21 protein-coding genes are annotated in these 22,170 nt (G+C 41.9%); 8 read left to right on the top strand and 13 right to left on the bottom strand.

What is annotated here, in order from left to right; genetic code table 11:
- Positions 1 to 345 precede the first annotated feature (345 nt).
- From NDN60_RS03190 to NDN60_RS03180, 3 genes are all read right to left on the bottom strand, one after another.
- On the bottom strand, positions 346 to 732 hold the full coding sequence (locus tag NDN60_RS03190) for a hypothetical protein (RefSeq protein ID WP_016264690.1): 387 nt from the start codon (positions 730 to 732) through the stop codon (positions 346 to 348).
- Positions 733 to 1,110: a CvfD/Ygs/GSP13 family RNA-binding post-transcriptional regulator gene (locus NDN60_RS03185; RefSeq protein ID WP_016264689.1), complete on the bottom strand. Its 378-nt coding sequence runs from the start codon at positions 1,108 to 1,110 to the stop codon at positions 733 to 735.
- 147 nt (positions 1,111 to 1,257) lie between these two features.
- Positions 1,258 to 1,842, bottom strand: a complete 585-nt coding sequence (locus tag NDN60_RS03180) for a peptidylprolyl isomerase (protein WP_056947463.1) — start codon at positions 1,840 to 1,842, stop codon at positions 1,258 to 1,260.
- Positions 1,843 to 1,986: 144 nt separating this feature from the next.
- On the opposite strand from NDN60_RS03180, the gene NDN60_RS03175 reads away from it, so the two are divergent.
- Positions 1,987 to 2,973 (top strand): NAD(P)/FAD-dependent oxidoreductase, encoded by a 987-nt coding sequence (locus tag NDN60_RS03175; RefSeq protein WP_056947461.1) that lies wholly within the window; start codon positions 1,987 to 1,989, stop codon positions 2,971 to 2,973.
- A gap of 54 nt (positions 2,974 to 3,027) precedes the next feature.
- Here the strand turns inward: NDN60_RS03175 and NDN60_RS03170 are convergent, their stop codons facing one another.
- The 7 genes from NDN60_RS03170 to NDN60_RS03140 form a co-directional block, all read right to left on the bottom strand.
- Positions 3,028 to 3,681, bottom strand: coding sequence for a VTT domain-containing protein (locus tag NDN60_RS03170; RefSeq protein ID WP_056947459.1), 654 nt, complete (start codon positions 3,679 to 3,681; stop codon positions 3,028 to 3,030).
- An 86-nt stretch (positions 3,682 to 3,767) separates the two neighbouring features.
- Positions 3,768 to 4,409: a TIGR01906 family membrane protein gene (locus tag NDN60_RS03165; RefSeq protein WP_056947457.1), complete on the bottom strand. Its 642-nt coding sequence runs from the start codon at positions 4,407 to 4,409 to the stop codon at positions 3,768 to 3,770.
- Positions 4,397 to 5,182 (bottom strand): TIGR01457 family HAD-type hydrolase, encoded by a 786-nt coding sequence (locus NDN60_RS03160; RefSeq protein ID WP_011374141.1) that lies wholly within the window; start codon positions 5,180 to 5,182, stop codon positions 4,397 to 4,399. The genes NDN60_RS03165 and NDN60_RS03160 overlap by 13 nt, the downstream gene beginning before the upstream one ends.
- An 8-nt stretch (positions 5,183 to 5,190) precedes the next feature.
- Positions 5,191 to 5,808, bottom strand: coding sequence for a YutD family protein (locus NDN60_RS03155; protein ID WP_011374140.1), 618 nt, complete (start codon positions 5,806 to 5,808; stop codon positions 5,191 to 5,193).
- Positions 5,809 to 5,826: 18 nt separating this feature from the next.
- A complete protein-coding gene (locus NDN60_RS03150; RefSeq protein ID WP_056947455.1) occupies positions 5,827 to 7,206 on the bottom strand; it encodes a bifunctional metallophosphatase/5'-nucleotidase in 1,380 nt (459 codons plus the stop codon).
- A gap of 12 nt (positions 7,207 to 7,218) precedes the next feature.
- Positions 7,219 to 7,821, bottom strand: coding sequence for a metallophosphoesterase (locus NDN60_RS03145; RefSeq protein WP_025016282.1), 603 nt, complete (start codon positions 7,819 to 7,821; stop codon positions 7,219 to 7,221).
- A 12-nt stretch (positions 7,822 to 7,833) separates the two neighbouring features.
- Positions 7,834 to 8,148: a hypothetical protein gene (locus NDN60_RS03140; RefSeq protein WP_011374137.1), complete on the bottom strand. Its 315-nt coding sequence runs from the start codon at positions 8,146 to 8,148 to the stop codon at positions 7,834 to 7,836.
- A gap of 293 nt (positions 8,149 to 8,441) precedes the next feature.
- Between NDN60_RS03140 and NDN60_RS03135 the strand changes: the two genes are divergently transcribed.
- From NDN60_RS03135 to pepV, 4 genes are all read left to right on the top strand, one after another.
- The gene (locus tag NDN60_RS03135) at positions 8,442 to 9,758 is read left to right on the top strand and encodes a glycerophosphodiester phosphodiesterase (protein ID WP_082267845.1); all 1,317 of its coding nucleotides are present in this window, start codon (positions 8,442 to 8,444) and stop codon (positions 9,756 to 9,758) included.
- A 27-nt stretch (positions 9,759 to 9,785) separates the two neighbouring features.
- Positions 9,786 to 10,118: an ArsR/SmtB family transcription factor gene (locus NDN60_RS03130; RefSeq protein WP_011374135.1), complete on the top strand. Its 333-nt coding sequence runs from the start codon at positions 9,786 to 9,788 to the stop codon at positions 10,116 to 10,118.
- A 205-nt stretch (positions 10,119 to 10,323) separates the two neighbouring features.
- The gene (locus NDN60_RS03125; protein ID WP_099947619.1) at positions 10,324 to 12,414 is read left to right on the top strand and encodes a heavy metal translocating P-type ATPase; all 2,091 of its coding nucleotides are present in this window, start codon (positions 10,324 to 10,326) and stop codon (positions 12,412 to 12,414) included.
- Between the two features lie 192 nt (positions 12,415 to 12,606).
- A complete protein-coding gene (gene pepV / locus NDN60_RS03120; protein ID WP_011374133.1) occupies positions 12,607 to 14,010 on the top strand; it encodes a dipeptidase PepV in 1,404 nt (467 codons plus the stop codon).
- A 59-nt stretch (positions 14,011 to 14,069) separates the two neighbouring features.
- Here pepV and NDN60_RS03115 read toward each other — a convergent pair whose 3' ends face one another.
- Together NDN60_RS03115 and NDN60_RS03110 are read right to left on the bottom strand one after the other, a co-directional pair.
- Positions 14,070 to 15,500, bottom strand: a complete 1,431-nt coding sequence (locus NDN60_RS03115; RefSeq protein ID WP_056947451.1) for a hypothetical protein — start codon at positions 15,498 to 15,500, stop codon at positions 14,070 to 14,072.
- A gap of 155 nt (positions 15,501 to 15,655) precedes the next feature.
- Positions 15,656 to 16,096 carry a MerR family transcriptional regulator gene (locus NDN60_RS03110; protein WP_011374130.1) on the bottom strand — a complete coding sequence of 147 codons (441 nt, stop codon included), beginning with the start codon at positions 16,094 to 16,096 and terminating at the stop codon, positions 15,656 to 15,658.
- 152 nt (positions 16,097 to 16,248) lie between these two features.
- On the opposite strand from NDN60_RS03110, the gene NDN60_RS03105 reads away from it, so the two are divergent.
- Positions 16,249 to 17,724, top strand: coding sequence for an MDR family MFS transporter (locus tag NDN60_RS03105; protein ID WP_056947449.1), 1,476 nt, complete (start codon positions 16,249 to 16,251; stop codon positions 17,722 to 17,724).
- Positions 17,721 to 18,425: a DUF4811 domain-containing protein gene (locus NDN60_RS03100; protein WP_056947447.1), complete on the top strand. Its 705-nt coding sequence runs from the start codon at positions 17,721 to 17,723 to the stop codon at positions 18,423 to 18,425. The genes NDN60_RS03105 and NDN60_RS03100 overlap by 4 nt, the downstream gene beginning before the upstream one ends.
- Positions 18,426 to 18,595: 170 nt before the next feature.
- Here NDN60_RS03100 and NDN60_RS03095 read toward each other — a convergent pair whose 3' ends face one another.
- On the bottom strand, positions 18,596 to 19,303 hold the full coding sequence (locus NDN60_RS03095; RefSeq protein WP_011374126.1) for a glucosamine-6-phosphate deaminase: 708 nt from the start codon (positions 19,301 to 19,303) through the stop codon (positions 18,596 to 18,598).
- Between the two features lie 283 nt (positions 19,304 to 19,586).
- On the opposite strand from NDN60_RS03095, the gene NDN60_RS03090 reads away from it, so the two are divergent.
- The gene (locus NDN60_RS03090) at positions 19,587 to 22,142 is read left to right on the top strand and encodes a transglycosylase domain-containing protein (protein ID WP_056947942.1); all 2,556 of its coding nucleotides are present in this window, start codon (positions 19,587 to 19,589) and stop codon (positions 22,140 to 22,142) included.
- Positions 22,143 to 22,170 lie beyond the last annotated feature (28 nt).

Raw genomic sequence — 22,170 nt, 5'->3', positions numbered from 1 at the left:
TGACTTCGCAAATATGTTGTGCCCCGAAGGGCGACCCTACACATTTGGTTTATCAAAACTTTGTTCAGTTTTCAAAGATCTACTGTGTTGAAACAGCTTAATTAATATATCATCTTTCGTGCTGACTTGTCAAGAACTTTTTTTAAATTTTTTTTGAATAAATATTCAAAACTTTTAAATTCGATGACGTCGTTTTTGATGATTATCAATTGCCACGCTGACAACATAGACTACTATACCAACATTCCAATATATCGTCAAGCATTTATTTACATTTTTTTGAATAAAAATGTAAAAAGTTATAAAAACGGACATTTTTGAATAGATATGCAGTGATTGTCCGAATTAATTTAGGTGTGGAACGCCTGTTACTTCCAGTTTATCAAGCAATTCCGTGATTTCACTAGGGTTTGCGAACTGATAGCCCGATTCTGCAATTATTTGCAATTGTTCGTCATAGAATTCGGCCGGATGTTCACTCCATTGAAAGACAAAAAACGAAACATTCTCACCTTCAAGGTTAATATTAGCTAAATTAATCAATCTTAGCTCATTAACATCAATTTTAATCGTCGCTTTAATGGCATTTAAAACTGCAGCTAATGGTGTTTGATCCGAATTTTTATGTGTTGATAACATTTTGTAATCCGTATCGGCTTGTTTTTGCACTAAAAAATCATATTGACCTTGCTTTGTCTTGTACATGATTGTTCCTGCTACTTTAGCACTCATCTATTTACCCCTTTGGTTTAATTCTTCAATTGCCGCTTTAGTCCATCCCGGTAATCGCTCCGCAATCGGGGCAAAACCTGTTTGAATCCGACGGTTAGTCCAGTAATGCTTCTTTGCTCGTTGTGGTAGTAGATCCTGTGCCTTATGAAGTGCACGTAATGACAAACTAATCTTATGCGTGTATTCATCAACATCTAACACTAATACCTCTAATTGCTGTCCTACTGTAAATTGCTCGTCTAGCGCCTTCACAAAACCATGACCGCACTCTGAGATATGAATCAAGCCTTGAACTGATTCATCTAATGCCACAAAGACACCATACGGTTGAATTCCTGTTACGGTGCCTGTCACTTTTTGTCCAATTCGATAAACCATATTGTCCTCCAACTTTAATTATCCTATCTATTCTAATCCTTGTCCTTGGTAAAAGGCAAGCCATCTGAAACAACCTACCCTATCTTTATAAAAAACCAATAAAAAATACCCAGTTTACGAATCAACTGGGTATCACGATTATCATTTTTAGTGTTTGATTGAAATGTGATTGATAACCACTGGATCAACAGGTTTGTCTTGCATCCCTGTTTCAACAGCATTAATTTCATTAACAACGTCCATGCCACTTAAAACTTGACCAAAGACAGTATGTTTGTGATCTAACCAAGGTGTGCCACCCTTTTCGTAAGCTGCAATCACTTCTTCAGGATAGCCAGCACCAGGCATTTGAGACATCATGCTTGGGTTGATGTGTTCATTAGTCACGATAAAGAATTGGCTACCATTTGTATTAGGACCAGCATTAGCCATTGATAAAGCACCATTTAAGTTGAAAAGTTCTTGGCTAAATTCATCGCCAAAGGCTTGGCCCCATAAACTTTCGCCACCCATACCTGTACCTGTAGGATCGCCCCCTTGAATCATGAAGTCGTTAATTACTCGGTGGAAGACGATACCGTCATAGTAATCTTTTTCAGCTAAGCCGATGAAGTTTTCAACCGTCTTAGGCGCTTGTTCTGGGAATAGCGCAACAGTGTATTCACCATGGTTGGTGTCAAAAGTTGCTGTTGGTCCTGCAAAGTTTTCTAAATCTAATTGTGGAAATGTCATGATAGACCTCCTAAATGTTTTTAATTCACAGTATATAATAGCGAATTAATCTAGAAATTACTATTATTATTTCTTTTTAACATGCTTTCCTAATTTTTTTCTAGTATACTATTTCAGAAGTCTACTATAGAAGGAAGTTATCCTATGCTTGATCCTAACCATCTTTTTGATATTACCGTAATCGGTGGCGGTCCCATTGGCATGTTTGCTGCTTACTACGCAGGCATGCGTAAAGCCGATGTGCAAATCATCGAGAGCCTCCCTGAACTAGGCGGCCAAGTCGCAACGCTCTATCCTGAAAAAGAAATCTTCGATGTGGCCGGTTTTAAAGGCATTACTGGTGCTCAGCTCACTGCTAACTTGGCTGAACAATTAGCCGTCTTTGAACCGACAACCCAATTAGAAACATCTGTTAAGGCCATCCTACCCCAAGAAGACGGGACTTACATCTTAGAAACATCTAAAGGAACGACGCATACACGCGGTGTGATTGTTGCCGTCGGAAATGGTGCCTTTACGCCCCGAAAACTAGCCGTTGATTATCAACCTGAATGGGAAAACAACTATATCCACTACTTTGCTAAAGAAATGGCCCAGTTCAAAGATCAAACCGTAGCCGTTGCTGGTGGTGGCGATTCTGCGATTGATTGGGCCCTCATGCTCGAAAAAGTCGCTAAACAAGTCTATATCATCCACCGTCGTGATCAGTTCCGGGGTCTGGAAAGCAGTGTCGATGCTTTGATGAACTCTTCTATTCAAATTAAGACACCATTTTTAATTGACGGTCTCACAGAAGTTGATCATCAACTCGCCCTTTCACTCAATAAAATGAAATCAACTGACCAAGAACAACTAGTTGTCGATAAATTGCTCGTCAACTACGGTTTCATCTCCGATACACGAATTCTCCGTGATTGGGGCTTAACACTTGATCACCACCAAGTCAGTGTTAACCAACAAATGGCGACCAACTTACCAAACGTCTATGCGATTGGCGATATTGCCACTTATCCTGGTAAGGTGAAGTTAATTGCGAGCGGCTTTGGTGAAGCACCGGTTGCCGTGACCGAACTTTTAACCAAACTCTACCCTGAAAAGCGTCAACCACTTCACAGTACTTCTATTATGTAATTCAAAAGCGCACCGTCTGATCTCAAACGAGAATCAGGCGGTGCGCTTTTTTAATTATGATTTAGCTTTTCGGCTCTTTAATTGACTCTTAACCGCGGTGATGACCATTGGAATTAATGAAACGGCAATAATGCCTAAAACGACCAATGAGAAATGTTCCTTCACGACTGCGATATTTCCGAAGAAGTAGCCGGCCCCACAACAAAGGACTACCCACAAGACACTTCCGATAACATCATACCGGAAGAACTTGCCAAATGACATTTGACTACCACCGGCGACAAATGGGACGAAGGTTCTGATAATTGGCATGAAACGGCCAATGGTAATCGTCTTGCCACCGTACTTGTTAAAGAAGACCTGGGCCTCTTCAATCTTTTCAGTATTGATAAACTTCCCGAAGAAACGACTCTTAGTTGCAGCCATCCCGACTCTTTTACCAATTTGTTCGTTTAAAGAATCCCCCGCAATTGCGGCAACTAAGAATAATGCGACAAATACCCAGATATTCAAATCATTATCTGTTCGAGCCGCTAAAGCAGCTGCGGCAAATAATAATGAATCCCCCGGTAGAAACGGTAAGATGACTGCCCCGGTTTCTACAAAAATAATCGCAAACAAGATCACATACGTCCAATTGCCAAACTGATTGACAATATTGACCAGATGCGCGTCGATATGTAACACAAAATCAATTAACTGCGTCATGTTGATACTCCTATATTTTCATTTGTCGGTACTCACTTTTCTAGCATACCGAATATTAATCCTAAAACAATCATCATTAGAGCTTCTTAATAAATTTTCAATGACTTCTTTGCCCGCCACAAAATAATCAGAAAAAGACCTTCGAGGATGACAAAAAAGCAGATAAAGCACAGCATAAAATACTGCTCGGGTAACACTAAAATAATGGGATCTAACAGCGGGTCAAACTGCCAGTCGAGGTTGCGAAATAGCAATTCATGAAATAACACGAAAAAGCGATCAAAGCTAACACTGGCAATCAACCCTATTACAATCGGCATAACCAGTGCGACTTGCATCGGTCGAATATAGCGCCATTGCCTACCCGACTTAAAATCACGCCGCCAGCTTCTAAGTGCCGGCACAATCGTCACCAAGAAAATGACCGCCGTTAATAAGAAGAGGTGTTTAACTTCCTTAAAATGCGCCAAGCCATTTGCTGACATTTTGAAATGTGGCAACACTAGCGATTGTCCACCCGGCAAAACCAAATAACGCATCAAGCGGTTAAACTCGTGCATTAACGTCACTTGGCTCATCTGTATTTGCGCCGCCAAATGAAGTTGTCGGCTTACCAAGTCATAGCTCAACCAACCGATGGCAATCGCAGCTAGAATACTCCCACTGACGATACTGAGATAAAAAACTAGCCAGTTACCCGTTTTTTTGACGCCGCTTAAACTTCCCATTCGGCTAAACTATTGATAATATGCGTTGGTTGCGCCGTGACTTTTGCCAAATCAGCCGGTGTTGAAACGCCCGTATAAACTAATAAGGTTGCCATTTCAGCATTTAAGCCCGCTTTGATGTCTGTATTATAGTTATCGCCGACCATTACCACTTGGTCCTTAGTTAACCCGAATTGTTCGAGTGCCATTTCCATAATGATTTTTTCTGGTTTGCCGATATAAAGCGCTGATTGTTGTGTTGCGCGTTCAACTAAGGCAATCACTGAACCTGCACCAGGCACTAAGCCACGTTCATTAGGTAAGTTGGTATCGGCATTCGTCCCAATAAAAAGAGCGCCGCGTTTAATCGCGAGCGTTGCCAATTCAAATTTGTGGTAAGTGACATCGTAGTCTAAGCCAACCACCACGTAGTCTGGATCATATTCGTTAGTTCTAAAACCAGCATCTAATAAAGCTTGTTTCAAACCAATTTCGCCGATGACATACACTGTCTTGCCATTTGCTTGACCGCCATTTAGGTTTAACAAATAACGGGCCGTTGCCAATGATGGGGTGTAAACTTGGTCTTCGGTTGCATGAATATCATGGTTATCTGCTAAATTTTTGATCACCGCTGCGGGTGATTTAGTGGTGTTATTCGTTAAAAACATAAAAGGGATGTTCTTAGCTTGGAGCCGTTCAATAAAATCACGTGCTTCTGGCATCTGTTCGCTACCGCGATAAACTGTCCCGTCTAAATCGATTAAATAGCCTGCGTAGTTTGTTTTTGTCATTTAGTTACTCACTTTCCAGTTTCCTTTGGGGAATTACTCTCTAATGGTCGAATCTTAAAGTGGCGCTTATTAACGGATTTTTTATTCTCCGTGACCGCTTTTTGCGGCTGTTCTTTAGTCACTTTTTGATTAGGTGTTACTTTGCGTTCCGTGAAGCCTTGCTTTTGCCGGCGTTGTTTCTGTGGTCCTCGCCGGCGATTACTACGGCGATTTTCGTTGCGAATCTGTGGTTTACCTTGTCGTTCTAAGACAAAATAGGCACAACCAAAATTACAATATTCATATAGGTAGTCTTGGAGTGTATCAATTAATTGATCCTTATTGGCCCGTCGATTAGTTGATTTGTAGAATCCCTTAAGGCGTAGTTGTTCAAAACCCCAGTCCGCCACAATATAATCGTACTTCGCAAGAACCTCGTTATAGCGTTCGTTTAGCTTTTCAGCATCAAAACCATCGCGATAATTGGCGACCACTTCGTAGGCACACTTATCGATATCAATCATGGTTTCACTCTTAACAACGACGTGCTGTGGTACTTCCGGTTGTTTAGCCGCTGCAATCATTTCTTTTTCAAGCGCCCGAGTTACCTTCTTAGCAATCTTCGGTTTTGTTTTTGTATCCGCCACGGCGAACCTCCTCTTCCCTTAAACGGGATATTTTTGTATTAAATAGGTAGCAACTGCATTTCTCAGAAAATCAGGGAACATAATTTCAGTCTCCCCGACAATTTCAATGGTTGGGAAAAACGGAATAAAGAGGTAATGATCAACTGTCGTCAACGTATAGCTAGCTTCAGGATCAATCTCCTGACCATGCCAAAAGACGCGGCGTAATGTCATATCCACTGTAATCCCATCATAAACGATGTCTCCAAAGATTTTACCACGGAAACTCATCCCTTTAATCGGAAACTTACGTAAGAATAACCGGTTTTTTTCCATTTCTAAGACTAACCGCCATAAATCGTAGCCCTTTAAGGTAACTTTAATCAAATGCATCGGATGCGGTAATTGGCTCTGCAGGTCATCTTTGGTGACCAAACCTGGTTCGAGCCCGCCTAAAAATAGGCCGGTGTTCAAAACAGCGGCTTCTGTTTGCGTTGCCGCTTCAATCGCTTTTAACCCGGCCGTCATCATTGGTGACTCTCCAATGGTAGCAATCGGCAGTGCTTCTGGCAAGTCAGCCACCACTTGGGCAGCCAATTGAGCATGTCCTTGTGCTAAATAACCCGCAATTTCAGCCTCATCCGCCGCTTCTTCTGGTAAATCGGCCGTCAAGACAGTCCGGGCTTTCCGATCAACCGGGCGATGGTTAGCATCGAGTGTTAACGTGATATCACCAATATAATGACCGTACTTTTCAGCAGCCGTTAATAATGTTTGATTCACCATCAGCCCATCTTTTAAGAGATGATGTGTGTGGGCGCCGCAGATAACGTCGATTTCAGGATAGTGTTCTGCCAACCATTGATCTGTTGTTAAGCCCAGATGTGATAGTAATACTAAGACATCGTACTGCCCTTCAATTTGCGCCAGTAATTGTGGCATTTCTTCACTAATTGTGACAGGATCCCAACCATTAGGTCGATACGTTAAAAAGAATGGCGCCGTTAATCCGACAACCGCAATCCGCGTGCCTTGATCAGTTGTGATAATGCGGTACGGTTGCGCAAATTTAGCGAGGGTGTTTGTGGATTGTTCATAGAGATTTGCTAACAATACGGGGAAATTCGCATGATCGTATAGATGTTCCAACTGTGCATGACTATTGCCAATGCCTTCATTATTACCAATTGTCACACCATCATAACCAATTTGATTCAACAGGGTCGTATTAATCTGGCCGTCTGTTGCTTCAGTTAAGGGATGGCTGCGATCCATTGCATCCCCGATATCAAACGTTAAGACCGTTTCACCTTTTTGCCGATAGGCCGCTTGATGAGCTAACAAAAAGCGGCGCATTCGAGGCCAATTTTCAAAATGCGAGTGTAAGTCGTTCGTGTGTAAGATGTGAATAGTTTCCATTTTGTCATCCTCTTATTTTAATTGCGTTAACGCCTTTTGTTTTGCCGTCAAGATTGCTTCAATCTCCGCTACTGATAAAGGTGTCCCAAATGGTAGTGGTGTTTTCAATAATTCACGTTCTGGGGCGTCAATCCCCACGTTGATATTCTCAGCAATTGGTAGCATGTTGTGGTGAATGTGGCCATGCAAGTTAACCGTTTGGCTAACTTTACCGAGTAACAGCGGATAATGGGTTAAGAAATACTGCCGGTGATTAATCTTAATTAGCGCCCCGACATCGACAAATTGATAGTGCGGGTGTGCCTCTGTTCCCGGATCGTGCTTCTTCAAATATTTAAAGAAGGCACGGTTGTCATGATTGCCCTTCACCAGAATAATCTGACCATTCAATGCGCCGAGCAAAGCATTAACTTGCGCAAAAGCAGTTGGTTTATTCGGGACTAATGCAACGTCTCCTAATAGGTAAACCTGGTCCTCCGATTGAACACGCTGATTCCAGTTAGTCACAATCGTCTCATTCATGGTGGCCACATCCGCAAACGGTCGTGGCGCAAAGTCATTCATCCCGAGTAATTCTTCATGATAAAAATGAGTATCCGCTGTAAAATAAATCATTTTATCAACCACCTAGCCAATATGATTTGCTTTTAAGACTTCTTTAAAGGCCTCTTCAACAGGCCCTGGTGTTTTCTCCCATTCTTCCCATTCCGTAAAATCCACAGCGGGCATCGTATAAGTATTATTAATATAGTCTTCGTAAGTTTGAACGGCATTAGAATGTGGAATATTTAGTTGCAAAATCCGCACACCCTTAATTAACCCACGATTAGCGGCGAGTTCTGCCCGCCCATTCATAAAAATATTGCCTAACTCATAGTACGTTGAACCGTCTAAGCGTGTAATTTCTTCAATAATATCAAACACTTGTTGTTTCTCTGCCATAGTGTGACTCCCTATTCTTATCCGATTTCAGTTACGTTCATTTTACCAATATGTACGCAAAAAAACCACTATCCGTAGACAGTGGTTGGCATAAGAGAGAAAGAGAATTGATAAAAAGGTAATTGCATAAGTACCTTACAGACATAATATACCGCTTGATGTAAGCGTTGTCAATTATTATTTAGTAATAATTCGATTAATTTATAACTGGGTTCTAACACGATGATAGGTTTTTTAGAAAAATAATGGTATCTTAATTAGTAGTTTTAAATTTAATTAGGAGGCCGTTAACTTTGTTAAAGTCCAAATCACAACTGGGCATCGTGCTCTTTTGCTGCTTTTACTTTCTCTTATTATCTGGCTTTACAGTTGTTGGTCATCGCGGTGATCCCATTAATGCTCCGGAAGAAACATTCCAGAGTATTGATATGGCCTTTTCGCAAGGTGCCAACTACGTCGAACTCGATTTACATGAATCCCAAGATGGCATCTTAGTCATCTCGCACGATCGTAATCTAAAACGTGTCACCGGTGTCGATACCATTGTTTCTCAAAATACGTTTGCCAAATTAAGTACACTTAAGATGAGTAATGGTGAACCTGTCCATAGCGTTGAACAGTTATTCCAACACTATCAGAACAACCCCAATGCGAAATTCTTAATTGAAACCAAGAAAACAAAAAAGGGTAACCCGCAGGACATGGAAGCCAAATTAGTTGCGCTCATTCAAAAGTATCACCTGCAAAAGCGGATCATGGTCCATTCCTTCTCGTTACCAAGTTTAATCAATATGCAAAAACTAATGCCTGAGATTCCCCGCATTTTTATCGTAGGTAGTCTCAAGCGGATTTCATTTGAAAGCTTCAAATATGCGGACGGGATTAACATTTCTTCCGAATTAGTGACGCCGACGATTATCAAACAATTGCATTACCTCCACCAAAAAGTCTACGTCTGGAATGAAATGGCCGAAAATCAAGCCACTTGGAACTGGCTCGTTAACCTCGATGTGGATGGCGTCGTCACTAATTATCCCGCGCTAGGCCGACATTACCAAGCCGCCCAAGATCAATCCCAGATTGAATCCTTAGAAACGACTGGTCAGGTCAATAGCGTTCACGATTTAACCACCGTTGAAAACCCCTACGAACAAGTGCCCACTAAAGCACCGGCTAAGGCTGGTCATAGCTACGACGTAACCCAAACCGTCACGGTTGCCGATCAGACCTATTATCGAATTGGCACTAACCGGTTTGTATTAAGCGATGCGATTAATGTTGGCCAAACCGCCCAAGCAGCTTCCTTATTGGTAGGCAAAACAGCACAGATCAAACCCAATCCGATGACTGTTGCGACTTGGAATAGTCCCTTGCATCCGACCCAGACAACCGGTCAGCTGCTAGCTAATAGTCGCCACAAAATATTAGCCGTTCGCTATGTTGGCAATCAGGTTTGGCTCCAAACCACAACCGGCTGGTTCAAAAGTCACCAAGCATTGATTCAATTGGACGCTAATACCGACTTACCAACCATTGCTTTAGCTTATTACCGGCAATTGCCAAAACAACTCCGCCCCACAAACCTACTATTAAAACATTCCTTTTTTTAACACTAAATTCTAACAAGGCAGGCTATTATGACAATCGACCACGATCAACTGATTCGCTCCGTTCAAAAAACACTTCCGAAAGAAGACACGCTCGATCATATCTCAACACTTTTTAAAATTCTCGGCGATAAGACCCGCGCTAAAATTCTGTACGCACTCTTCCAATCAGAATTACGGGTTTACGATATCGTCAGCGTTTTAGAGATGTCGCAATCTTCTATCTCGCATCAACTACGGGTACTCAAACAAGCAAAGCTCGTCAAGAGTCGCAAAGAAGGCAAAGAAGTTTACTACTCCCTTGCTGACAACCATGTGATTAACATCTTCTCACAAGTTATCGCGCACGTTAACGAGCACTAATTATTACAAGAGGCTGTAGCAAATTAACTTTTGCTGCAACCTCTTTTTTTCTAAACTGCTAGCAACTAAACGGGTTGCATTTTATAGATTGTGGTGTTATCTTATAGGTAACATATGAATATATGCTCATATGTATATCTAATTCGTAAATATAACGATTTAGATCCGAATTGACGGTTCATTAACCAATAAGGAGGACTCATCAATGACACAAATTCAATTAGCAGGTATCGATTGTGCCGCCTGCGCTACCAAAATCGAAACAAACGTTCAAAAATTGCCGCAAGTCCAAGATTGCGCGGTTAACTTTGCGACGCAAAAACTGAGTTATGAATTAACCGGTGATCAAGCCGCCACCGCGTTTGAATTGGCGCTCCAACAATTGTTAACGACAATTGAACCAGATGTCACCATTCAAAAATCATTACCGGCTGCGGGCCAAACACCCCCTAAGAAATTTAAATTTAATCTAGACTTGGTTCGAATTATCATTAGCGGCCTTTTACTATTAGGGAGCTACGTCTTACCACTTAGTCAACCACTACTAATCAGCTTGTTGCTAGTCGCTTTTATCCTCATCGGTTACGATATTATCTGGACAGCCGTCCGTAATATTCTTCACGGCCAATGGTTTGACGAAAACTTCCTAATGACCGTTGCCACCATTGGGGCCTTTGGGATTGGCGAATATGCTGAAGCAGTTGGCGTGATGCTATTTTATCAAGTCGGTGAATATTTCCAAAGTTTAGCAATTAATCGCTCACGGGATTCAATTGCCAGTTTAGTTGCGATTAAACCGACTTTTGCCAACCTCCAAACTAGCCAAGGCCTCCAACAAGTTGCGCCCGAAGCCGTGCCAGTTGGTGCAACGATCTTAATCAAACCTGGCGAAAAAGTACCACTAGATGGGACCGTCATCGCGGGCAGTAGTTTTGTCGATACCGCTGCGGTCACCGGTGAATCGGTGCCTCGTTCATTTAACGTTGGCGATGCCCTCTTGAGTGGCAGCATTAATCAATCCGGTCTTTTGACCCTTCAAGTCACAAAACCTTACGCTAACTCGACGGTCGCTAAGATTTTAGACCTAGTTGAAAATGCTAGCAGCCAAAAAGCACCAACAGAAAACTTTATCACCCGCTTTGCGAAAATCTATACCCCAATCGTGGTAGGCTTTGCCGTATTATTAGCAGTTGTACCACCACTCTTTTTAGGACAACCCTTCTCAGATTGGCTCTATCGAGCACTCATCTTCTTAGTGATTTCTTGTCCATGTGCGTTAGTGATTTCAATTCCGCTCGGCTTTTTTGCTGGCATTGGAACTGCTTCTAAAAACGGCATCCTGGTCAAAGGGAGCAATTACCTCGAAGCTTTAAACGATGTGCGGACAGTTGTTTTCGATAAAACAGGAACGTTAACCCAAGGTAGTTTTACCGTTACAGCAATTCACGCTGTCGATCATCAACCAGAACATTTACTCGCATTAGCCGCTTTAGCAGAACAACACTCAACACATCCGATTGCACAATCCATCATTGCTGCTAATCAAGCACCACTCAATCAAACACTCAGTGCGGTCACGGAAGTTGCTGGTCACGGCGTTAGTGCAACTCTTGACGGCCAATCCCTAAAAGTGGGTAAAGCTAGCTGGCTCAAGGAACAAGGGCTAACACCACTCACCCCTACTGAAGTCGGTACTGCGGTGCACATCGCTTATGGCACTGATTATCTTGGTTACCTCGTTATTTCAGATCAGCTTAAAAAAGATGCTGCCACAGCGATTGCACAACTGAAAAAAGTCGGCATCCGCCAAACGATGATGCTAACTGGTGATAACGACGCAATCGCTAAACAAGTCAGCCAATCTTTGGGAATTGATCATTATCAAAGTGAACTACTTCCTCAAGACAAAGTGGCTACTTTAGCCAGCCTGACTGATAACCGTGCGCAAAACGGCAAGGTGGCCTTCGTTGGTGACGGGATTAATGATACCCCCGTTCTTGCTCGAGCCGATGTCGGTGTTGCGATGGGCGGTTTAGGTTCCGACGCTGCGATTGAAGCAGCCGACATCGTTTTGATGTCCGATGAACCAACTAAATTAGCAACTGCCATCGATATTGCCCGTTTCACCCGCAAAATCGTCTGGCAAAACATTGCTTTTGCGCTCGTCGTTAAAGCAATCTTCTTATTACTAGGTGCATTTGGCATTGCAACCATGTGGGAAGCCGTTTTTGCAGACGTTGGCGTAACCCTAATTGCCATTTTAAATGCCTTGCGTATTATGAGAAAATCGAACTAATTCATATTTGAGATTAGTTTCACATAATAGATACATTAATAAAAGAACGACCGTTAAAAGTAATTGTTAACGGCCGTTCTTTTTTAGTAGGAAGCGCTTTTTAATTGTGAGCAGATATGCTAGAATGAGGTTATCCTAATTTTAGATTAACCGCACCTTGGTTAAAATTTAACAAAGAAAGCTGGGACTGCAATGACATTGAATTGGCAACAAGAAGCGGCAAAGTATAAGGATCAAATGCTTACCGACTTAACAAGTTTACTCAAGATTAATAGCGCGCGTGACGTTGAACATAAAGAAGACGATGCACCGCTTGGCCCTGGTCCTCGTGATGCTTTGCTACAAATGTTAGCAATTGCTGATCGTGACGGTTTTACAACTAAAAACATCGAAAACGTTGCTGGCCGGATTGAATTTGGTAGTGGCGACGAAATTTTTGGTATCTTAGGTCACGTTGACGTGGTTCCTGCTGGTGACGGTTGGGAAACAAATCCTTTTGAACCAGTTATCAAAGACGGCAAGATTTATGCCCGTGGTTCTTCAGATGACAAAGGCCCATCAATTGCAGCATACTATGCGCTTAAATTATTAAAAGACAACGATATTAAATTAAACAAAAAAGTCCACTTCATTTTCGGGACTGACGAAGAAAGTGAATGGGTTGGTATCAACCGTTATCTAGAAGTTGAACCAAAACCTGATTTTGCTATCTCTCCAGATGCTAACTTCCCAATCATCAATGGTGAAAAAGGAATTGTGTCATACATGATCACTTTCAAACCAGTTGATGGCGCTGATGGTGAAATGACATTGGTAAGCTTCAAGTCTGGTTTACGTGCTAACATGGTTCCTCAAACTGCTAAGGCAATCTTAACTGGTGCAATGCCAGCTGATTTCCAAGCTAAATTCGATGCTTATGTAGCTGAACACAAACTACAAGGTACTATCACAACTGATGGTGACCAAACAGTAATCGATTTAATCGGTAAAGGCTCACATGCCCAAGAACCTAAAGCTGGCGTAAATGCTGCAACTCACTTGGCAACATTCTTAGCTGACTTTGCATTAGACGCTAAAGGTGGCAACTACATCGGTACAATCGCGCGCTTAATGCACGAAGACTCACGTGGTCACCTCTTAAACATCAACCATACAGACGATGTGATGGGTGATTTAACAGCTTGTCCTGCTGTCTTCAACTACACACAAGACGGTGTTGCATCTGTTCTCTTGAACGTTCGCTACCCTAAAGGTGTAACTGATGAAAGCACACGCGAAGGCCTTGCTAAGACACTTAGTGATGTTGCCGACGTAACAATCGAAGGCCATGCACAAGCACCTCATTATGTTCCTGGTGATGACGAATTAGTAGCAACTTTATTACAAGTCTTTGAAGATCAAACAGGTCTTAAAGGTCACGAACAAGTTATCGGTGGTGGCACATACGGTCGGATCTTAGAACGTGGTGTTGCTTTCGGTGCTTTACCAGAAGAACGCGAAAATGTTATGCATCAAGCAAATGAATACATGCATATCGAAGATATCATGAACGCAATTGCCATCTATGCAGACGCAATTTATCGTTTAACACGTTAAAACTAATTTAAATGCACTAAAAAGAGACGACCAACATTGGTCGTCTCTTTTTTATACTGTTATTCATTAGCAAATTCCATAATGGCCGGTAATAATTCGTCTAATGGAACTTCCTGCAAGACACATTGACCATCGACTAGCAAATCATAGCGCGTTTCTGCCGCTGTCTTCATCTGGCTAGCATAAATCTGTTGTGCCGCGCTCAATGCCTCTTCCGATTGACTATCTTCAAGCGCTAAATCAACATTAACAACGTCTTCTAGTACTAAAAATTGGCGCGTGACTTTTCGAACCTGCAAAGCTGATTGCTTCAAAATACGACGCAACGCGCTAGTCAATTGTTGATTAAATGCCAGCATGAGGGCTGCTGCCGGTGCTGGTTGGCCAAAGTCCGCCGGTGCAATGGCCTTGCCATAACGCATTAAATCACGTGGCGACCACCGCCAATATTCACTAATCGTTTGCGTTGTATCTACTGAGCACAGTGCCACCTTTTTAATATCAGTTAAGGTTTCAATTGGCACTTCAGCCGAGCAAGCCAATCGATCATACATAAAGTAGTCCTCCCCCGCTTTAAATGACGCTTTTGGATCCGTTAAAAAAGCGGCTTGAATCTGTTCGAGTGGTAACTGTTGCCCCACACAAAATAAAATCGTGCCAAGGATATCCAACGTCAAACGGTCAAAGACGACTTGCCCCGCTGCATCCCGAATCTTGAAATACAGATTGTCATCCCGCCCGAACTGTTGACTTGATTCTTTATTGAAAACCGGTATTTTCAACTGATCGTCGTAACACAACAAACTACGATAATCCGTTTTAATATTAAGCAAGTCGTTGATTGGCTCAAAAGTGGGTTGGTGCGTCTCTTGCTGATGGTTGATAAGTGCCGTGAGGAGCGCCGGTTCGACGACCGGATAAGATTCTATGTGACTTAGATGATAGCCCACTACCGTATACCCCAATTGTTTAACCTGCTCGATCAACATTAAAATTCCAGCAACATGTGGTTGTTCAAAATCGAGCACCTCCGTAGGCAGTGCATTTAACTGTTGTTCAAATTGATCTTGGGGCACATCAAAAAGATAATACTGACCGCTGTTATCGAAAAGGCGATACCGTGGTTGCCGCGTGACAAAAGTCGGCGTTGTCGTCGTCAGACATGTTGCTCCCTGTTCATCAACCAATTCAGGTTGGCTATAAGCATAATACACTCGCTGAACACCTAATTCCTGATGATCCAAATCAAATTGATATTGCTTAGCGTCTTCATGTCCCTGATGTTGCTTCGCAAACATCTCAGGATACATTTGTTTGAGTTTATGCCGTCTAATCGCCGTATAAGCCACACCATTTTCTTCAAGGATCGTTTTAAATTCCCGTTCAGTTGGATAGCTGCCGTTAAAATCTGCGACAAAGCCGACGAGATTCAAATAAAATTCAAAGCCGTACCCTTCGTTGATAAACTGCAAATATTGTCGTTTTTCCATCAGTAATCAGCCCCTATGTTTAAATTAATAACGTTATTATAAACAACCGACCCGACACATTAAGTCGTTTCAAATGATGCGTACTGAATTTTTAGACAATAAAAAAGTGATTGTTAGGACCCAATTGCCCGAGTCCTAGCAATCACTTTTGCTTCTTATTCTTTTGTAGGGGCATCCACTAATTTAAAGGTTGAATGCCCTTCTTTGACAATCGCATATAAAATCTGTTGTTTTGTATCATCGAAATACCCGAGGTTCACAGCCATTTCGCCATCTAGTTCTTCAATCCCTTCGAAATGTTCCCGAATAATCGATCGCACAATCTTCATATTAGCCATGTGCTTTTGAATTTTTTGGACCGCCACGCTCAACGTATACCCTTCATCTAAGAAATGCTTGATGAAAATGGCCTTAATCATCATTTGAGCGTCGTACTCACGGGCCTTATTGCCGTCTACTTCGCGGGCCTTAATGTAGCCCTTTTGTTCCCAGTAGCGGAGTTGACGCGGTGTCACCCCAGCCATCTTACAAACTTCACTAATCCCAAAAATTAATCGATCCGTATCTATCAACTTTAAAAAAAGGTCTTTTTGCAAGTCCCCACTCCGTTCCTATTAATAAATTTCATTATAGATTATCTACAAAACTTGTCAAGTCGAATGACATCTTTGTCAACTTACTTGACAAAGACTGAAAATGCGACTAAACTAATAAATCGCATCAACAAAACGTAAAGGAGATTTTTATCTTGTCAGACTCTAGACCATTAGATATTCATGGGAAACCATACAACCGGACAGCCTTAGTCTTGGTCTTATTGATTGGTACTTTTTGTACTGTCTTAAACCAGACGATTTTATCAACTGCTTTCCCCACATTAATGAAAGCATTTGACGTGTCCACTTCAGCCGTTCAATGGCTCACAACCGGTTTCTTGCTAGTCAACGGGATTATGATCCCCATTAGTGCTTGGTTAATTAACCGATTCAATTCAAAGGTCCTCTACATGTCAGCAATGACTGTCTTTTTACTTGGGACCATTATTTGTTACATCGCACCAACGAGCTCATTTGCAACTTTATTAATCGGCCGTCTTATTCAAGCCGCCGGTGTTGGGATTTCAATGCCCATCTTGCAAACCATTATGCTCACAATTTTCCCACCTGAAAAACGGGGTACAGCCATGGGGATGGCCGGGATCGTTATCGGTCTTGCACCTGCCTTAGGACCTACTCTTTCAGGTTGGATTATTGATTCATACAACTGGCGGGTCTTATTCGGAATGATTATTCCAATCGTCCTACTCGTCTTAGTGCTAGCGAGCTTCCAAATGAAGAGCGTTATCCAACTTTCGAAACCTAAAATTGATATTCCTTCTATTATTTTATCAACCGTCGGCTTTGGTAGTTTACTCTATGGCTTCTCTGAAGTTGGGGATAAAGGTTGGGGCGACACGCTTGTCCTTGCTACCTTGGCAGTCGGCGTCATCGTAATTGCCCTCTTTGTTTGGCGTCAACTCACAATGGAAAATCCATTCTTGGAACTACGCGTCTTCAAATCACCCGTTTTCACAATTGCCGCTATTTTAAGTGGTGTGACAAACATGGCGATGGTCGGTGCCGAAATGGTCTTACCATTATATATTCAAAATATTCGTGGCGAATCTGCCTTCCACTCTGGTTTAACCTTATTAGCTGGTTCCCTCATGATGGGGATTATGATGCCAATTACGGGTCGTATTTTTGATAAGTACGGCGCAAAACGTTTGGCCATGACCGGGATGTTCTTATTAATGGCTGCTACTGCACCATTTATCTTCTTAACTGCTAAGACACCAATCATCTACATCGTCGTTTTATATGCCGTTCGGATGTTTGGGATTTCAATGGTGATGATGCCCGTTACAACTTCTGGGATGAATGCTTTACCAATGAACTTAATCAGTCATGGGACAGCTGTTAATAATACTTTCCGGCAAGTTGCCAGCTCAATCGGGACAGCCATCTTAATCAGTGTGCTTTCAAGTGTTACCAAAAACAATATGCCAAGCACACACATGGTCAAGACCTTACCATTGGCCTTCCGTGATAAAATGATTAATGCAACCCTTTCAGGTTACCACGCCGCCTTTATCGTCGCCGTGATTTTCTGTGTGATCGGCTTCATTATCACATTCTTCCTCTCCTCTAAGAAATCAACTACTAATGGAGGTGCCAAAGCATGATCGTTATTACACTCATTATTAGTACACTTGCGTTATTCTTTGCTTCAATCTTCGGTCAAAAAATGTGGCGCCCAATTTTAATGACCATTTTCGGTCTCACTTTTATCGCATCACTCTTTTTCATCGTTCAAAATGATCACAATCATTATGGCATGAAAACTGTGACCGAAACTAAGACACAAACCCTTGTTTCAAGTGCCGATGCTAAGGGCATGTCAATGTTGCTCTATCACCCACTTGGCAATGGTACCGAAAAAGTTTACCTTTATCGGACTGATAGCCACCAAAGTAAACCTAAAGCAACCCAAACTGAAAAGACAACCAACAGCGTTCAAAAGAATGCTGATAAGGCTGCCTTAGTAACCACTACCAAATACCGTGTGTATAAAAATGACATGGCTAAATTCTGGTTTGGTATTTCTGGCAATGACCACGAATTCGTGAGCCGCCACAATACCTTCAAAGTTGCTAAGGGCTGGCTCGTTTTAAGCGACGCTCAAGCTAAACAACTCGCTAAAACATTAAAGCGTCAACAAGCACAACTCAAAGCGGGCGCAACTAACGCCGGTAAACAAGCTGTGATGGCAGCCATGCAAGCTAATCCAGCAATGACTGCAACGCAACGACAAGCAGTTGCTAAAAAAGCAGCGATGGCCTATCAACAAGCCGCAATGGCAAAAGTGATGACAACGTTGAAATAATAGCATTACAAAAAGCCCCCACATCTTGATTTGGATGTGGGGGCTTTTTGTGTGGAAACGTGCTTTTTGAAACATCTTCCTGCGCTTAACCAAATTTGCCAAATCGACGATTTCATCGTCAATTCGTCAAATCCAGTTAATGCTCAGAAGATAACCGTTTCAAACGCACTCTATTTTGATAACAAGCTTGCTGCTGCTTCGTCCACGATGATTGTCACGTCGTCGTGTAGTTGTAAAGCACTTGCTGGAACGTCTGTTGTTTGTGGGCCTTCTACTGTGCCTTTGATGGCTTCAGCTTTTGATTCGCCGTATGCGAATAAGACGATCTTCTTAGCCTTTAAGATTGAGCCAATGCCCATTGAGATTGCTTTTGTTGGCACGTCTGCTTCGTTTTCGAAGAAACGAGCGTTAGCCTTAATTGTTGATTCTGTCAATTGCACTTCTTGTGTGTTGCTGTCAAAAGCAGCACCTGGTTCGTTAAAACCGATGTGACCATTTTGGCCGATACCAAGAATTTGGATGTCTACTGGGTTATCAGCAATGACTTGGTCATAACGTTTTAATTCAGCAGGAATATCACTTGCCAAACCGTTTGGTAAGTATGATTTTGCAAATGGTTTCTTATTAAATAGATTTTCTTTCATGAAATAGTGGTAACTTTGGCTGTTATCAGCTGATAAGCCAACATATTCATCCAAGTTAACTGATGTACAGTTTGTGAAATCTAAGTCACTTGCAACAACTGTTTCGTAGAATTTGATTGGTGAACTACCAGTTGCCAAACCGAATACTTTCGCGTCGTTTGCTAAACCTTCTTTGAAGATTTCAAAGCCTTTTTGGCCGCCTTCTACTTGATCTTTTACTTTAATAATTTTCATCGTGATAGTCTCCTCATAATTTAGAATTCAAAGAACCATTGGTATAGTCCAATTATAAAGCAGGCCCCTTTCATTTGCAAGCATTTTAAATTTAATTCTATGTCTAAATATTGGTATACCTACCAGTTAGCATTTCCACTACCGTGCTAATTAGCTATCAATTATTGATTGGTCTGGCGATTTCATATTTTTCATTTACCTTACAAATTTAAATACAGGTATAATATTCAGAAAAACTATTATATAATATTGGACAGTATGAGAAAAAAGGTGGCGTTATTATTTGAAAGATTCAAAGCAGCGTTCCAGCCAACGGCAAAAGCACGCATCAGCCCTCATCTCTAAAGGGCGTCGCAAAGTCAATACGCTATTTTCCAAGATTAAAACGAAATTATCACATTCAATGCCTTGGCTTAACAATTGGTTTAAACATCAAGACAAAGACCAAAATCGAACATTTGTCGATCAATTTAGTGCCAAACCCCTCACTTTTAAGCTTAATGTCTTTTTAGAAGCACTTAAAAGTTTAATCCTCTACGGCATTTCAATCGGTTTGATTATGTTTGCCTTAGGTCTTGGGATTGGTGCCGGCTACTTTGCCGCATTGATGAAGGATGAACCGGTCCCAAGTTATCAAGTGCTTAAACAACAACTTGATAACACTGATCAAGCGGCCGGCCTTTACTTTGCCAAGAACACAAAATTCGGCGCAATTAAGACTGATCTCTCGCGGACACCCGTCAGCATCAATGAGATGTCGCCTTATCTAACCGATGCGATTGTCGCAACTGAAGATGAAGACTTCTATAAACATCAAGGGGTCGTTCCAAAGGCCCTCTTACGAGCTGTCATCTCTGATTTAACCGGCTTTGGTTCTCAAACCGGTGGTTCGACTTTAACGCAACAGTTAATTAAGATGCAGGTCTTAACATCTCAAGTAACCTTCAAACGGAAAGCGACTGAAGTCTTACTTGCTTTACGTGTCGATAAATACTTCACGAAAAAGGAAATCTTACAAGACTACCTCAACATTGCAACCCTCGGTCGAAACAATAAAGGCCAAAACGTTGCTGGTGTACAAGAAGCCGCTCAAGGGTTATTCGGTAAAGATGCTAAGAACTTATCTTTAGCCGAAGCCGCCTATATTGCCGGTCTTCCGCAGAGCCCTTCCGTCTATACACCATATGACCAAGATGGTACCTTGAAAGATCCTGAATACTTGAAATACGGACTAGACCGTAAGAATACCGTTTTATTCCGGATGTATCGTGATGACCGCATTACCAAAGCAGAATACAAAGCTGCTAAAAAAGTCGATTTAACGAGTGAATTCCAAGCTAAAGCAGAACCTGAATCAACTTCTAAGCATTATGGTTACGTTTATAACCTTTTGGAATCACAAGCAACCGACACCATGACGAAACAACTCGCTAATGAAGCTAATGTTTCGACTGAAAAGCTTAATAGTAGCCCAACGCTCTACAAACAATATGAAACAAAGGCAACTGAACTCTTAAGTACTAAGGGCTATCAAATCCATAGTACAATTGACAAAGATATCTATGATTCAATGCAAGAAATCGTCAAACAAGAAGGCAGTTCTTTTGGACCAACCTATCAAGATGCAACGACCGATCCAATTACTGGTCTGCAATCAGTGGGCGACACACCGGTTCAAAACGGGAGTGTCTTACTTGATAACCAGACTGGTAAAGTCATTTCATTTGTTGGGGGTCGCGACTTCTCCCTCAAGCAAACTAACTACATGTTAACCAAACGATCACCGGGTTCAACCATTAAACCACTCTTGGTTTATGGTCCAGCGATTGATCAAAAACTGATCGGTTCTAAAACGATGTTGGCTGACTTTAAAACTAACTTCAAAACTTATGCGCCAACCGATTATGGTAACACCATTCAAAACAAGTTCATCCCTGCGGATAAGGCTTTAGCCCAATCCCTCAATATCCCAACCGTTAACTTATACAATAAGTTACGTAAAACGACTAACCCTGCGACCTATATGGATAAGATGGGGATTCACCTTTCTGATGATGAATATAGTCAATTGGGACTTGCCTTAGGGGGAACCAAAGATGGGATTAGCGTGCTCGCCCAAGCAAGTGCCTTTACAACATTTGCCGATGAAGGCCAACACGTTGATGCTTACGTGATCGATAAGATTACTGACCCTGCTGGTAATATCATTTACAAACATCACACTAAGAAAACACGAGTCTTCTCGAAGGCGACAAGTTACATCATGAACCAAATGTTATCAGGTGTTTTAACGGATACGGATGGGACCGCAACACAATTGAGCGATCAACTCTACTTCAACACTAATAACCTGGTTGGTAAAACCGGGACTAATAATGATAACCGGGATGTTTGGTTTATCGGTAGCACACCAGGGATTACCCTTGCTTCTTGGATGGGTTATGACAGTACTGGTCGTAACTTAACCGATAGCTCTAGCACGATTAATCAAAACTATTGGGCTAAGTTAGCCAATAGCGTCTATCAAAATGATCCAAGTATCATGAAGCTTGAAGAAGATCATGAAAAACCAAGTACCGTTACAAGTAGCAAAGTTGTTAAAGCAACTGGACAACTGCCAGGTATTGTTTCCATTAATGGTAATACGCGAACCGTTGACAGTGGTAAGGTCACTTCGCTTTACAATAATTGGACACCAGAAGCAACGCAATACGAATTCGGAATTGGTGGCACAAGCAGCAATTACGAAACCTTCTGGAATCATTATATGGGTTATAATAACGGCTACGGTACAATTACGTACGGTGAAACAAAAGCTAGTCAATCAGAATCAGAATAAAAAAACAAGCGGTGATTACAGATTATGT

The sequence above is a fragment of the Latilactobacillus sp. genome, assembly GCF_033176295.1.
Classification (GTDB): domain Bacteria; phylum Bacillota; class Bacilli; order Lactobacillales; family Lactobacillaceae; genus Latilactobacillus; species Latilactobacillus sakei.
The sequence above is the reverse complement of the archived record's forward strand: the minus strand, read 5'-3'. Positions and strand labels throughout refer to the sequence as shown.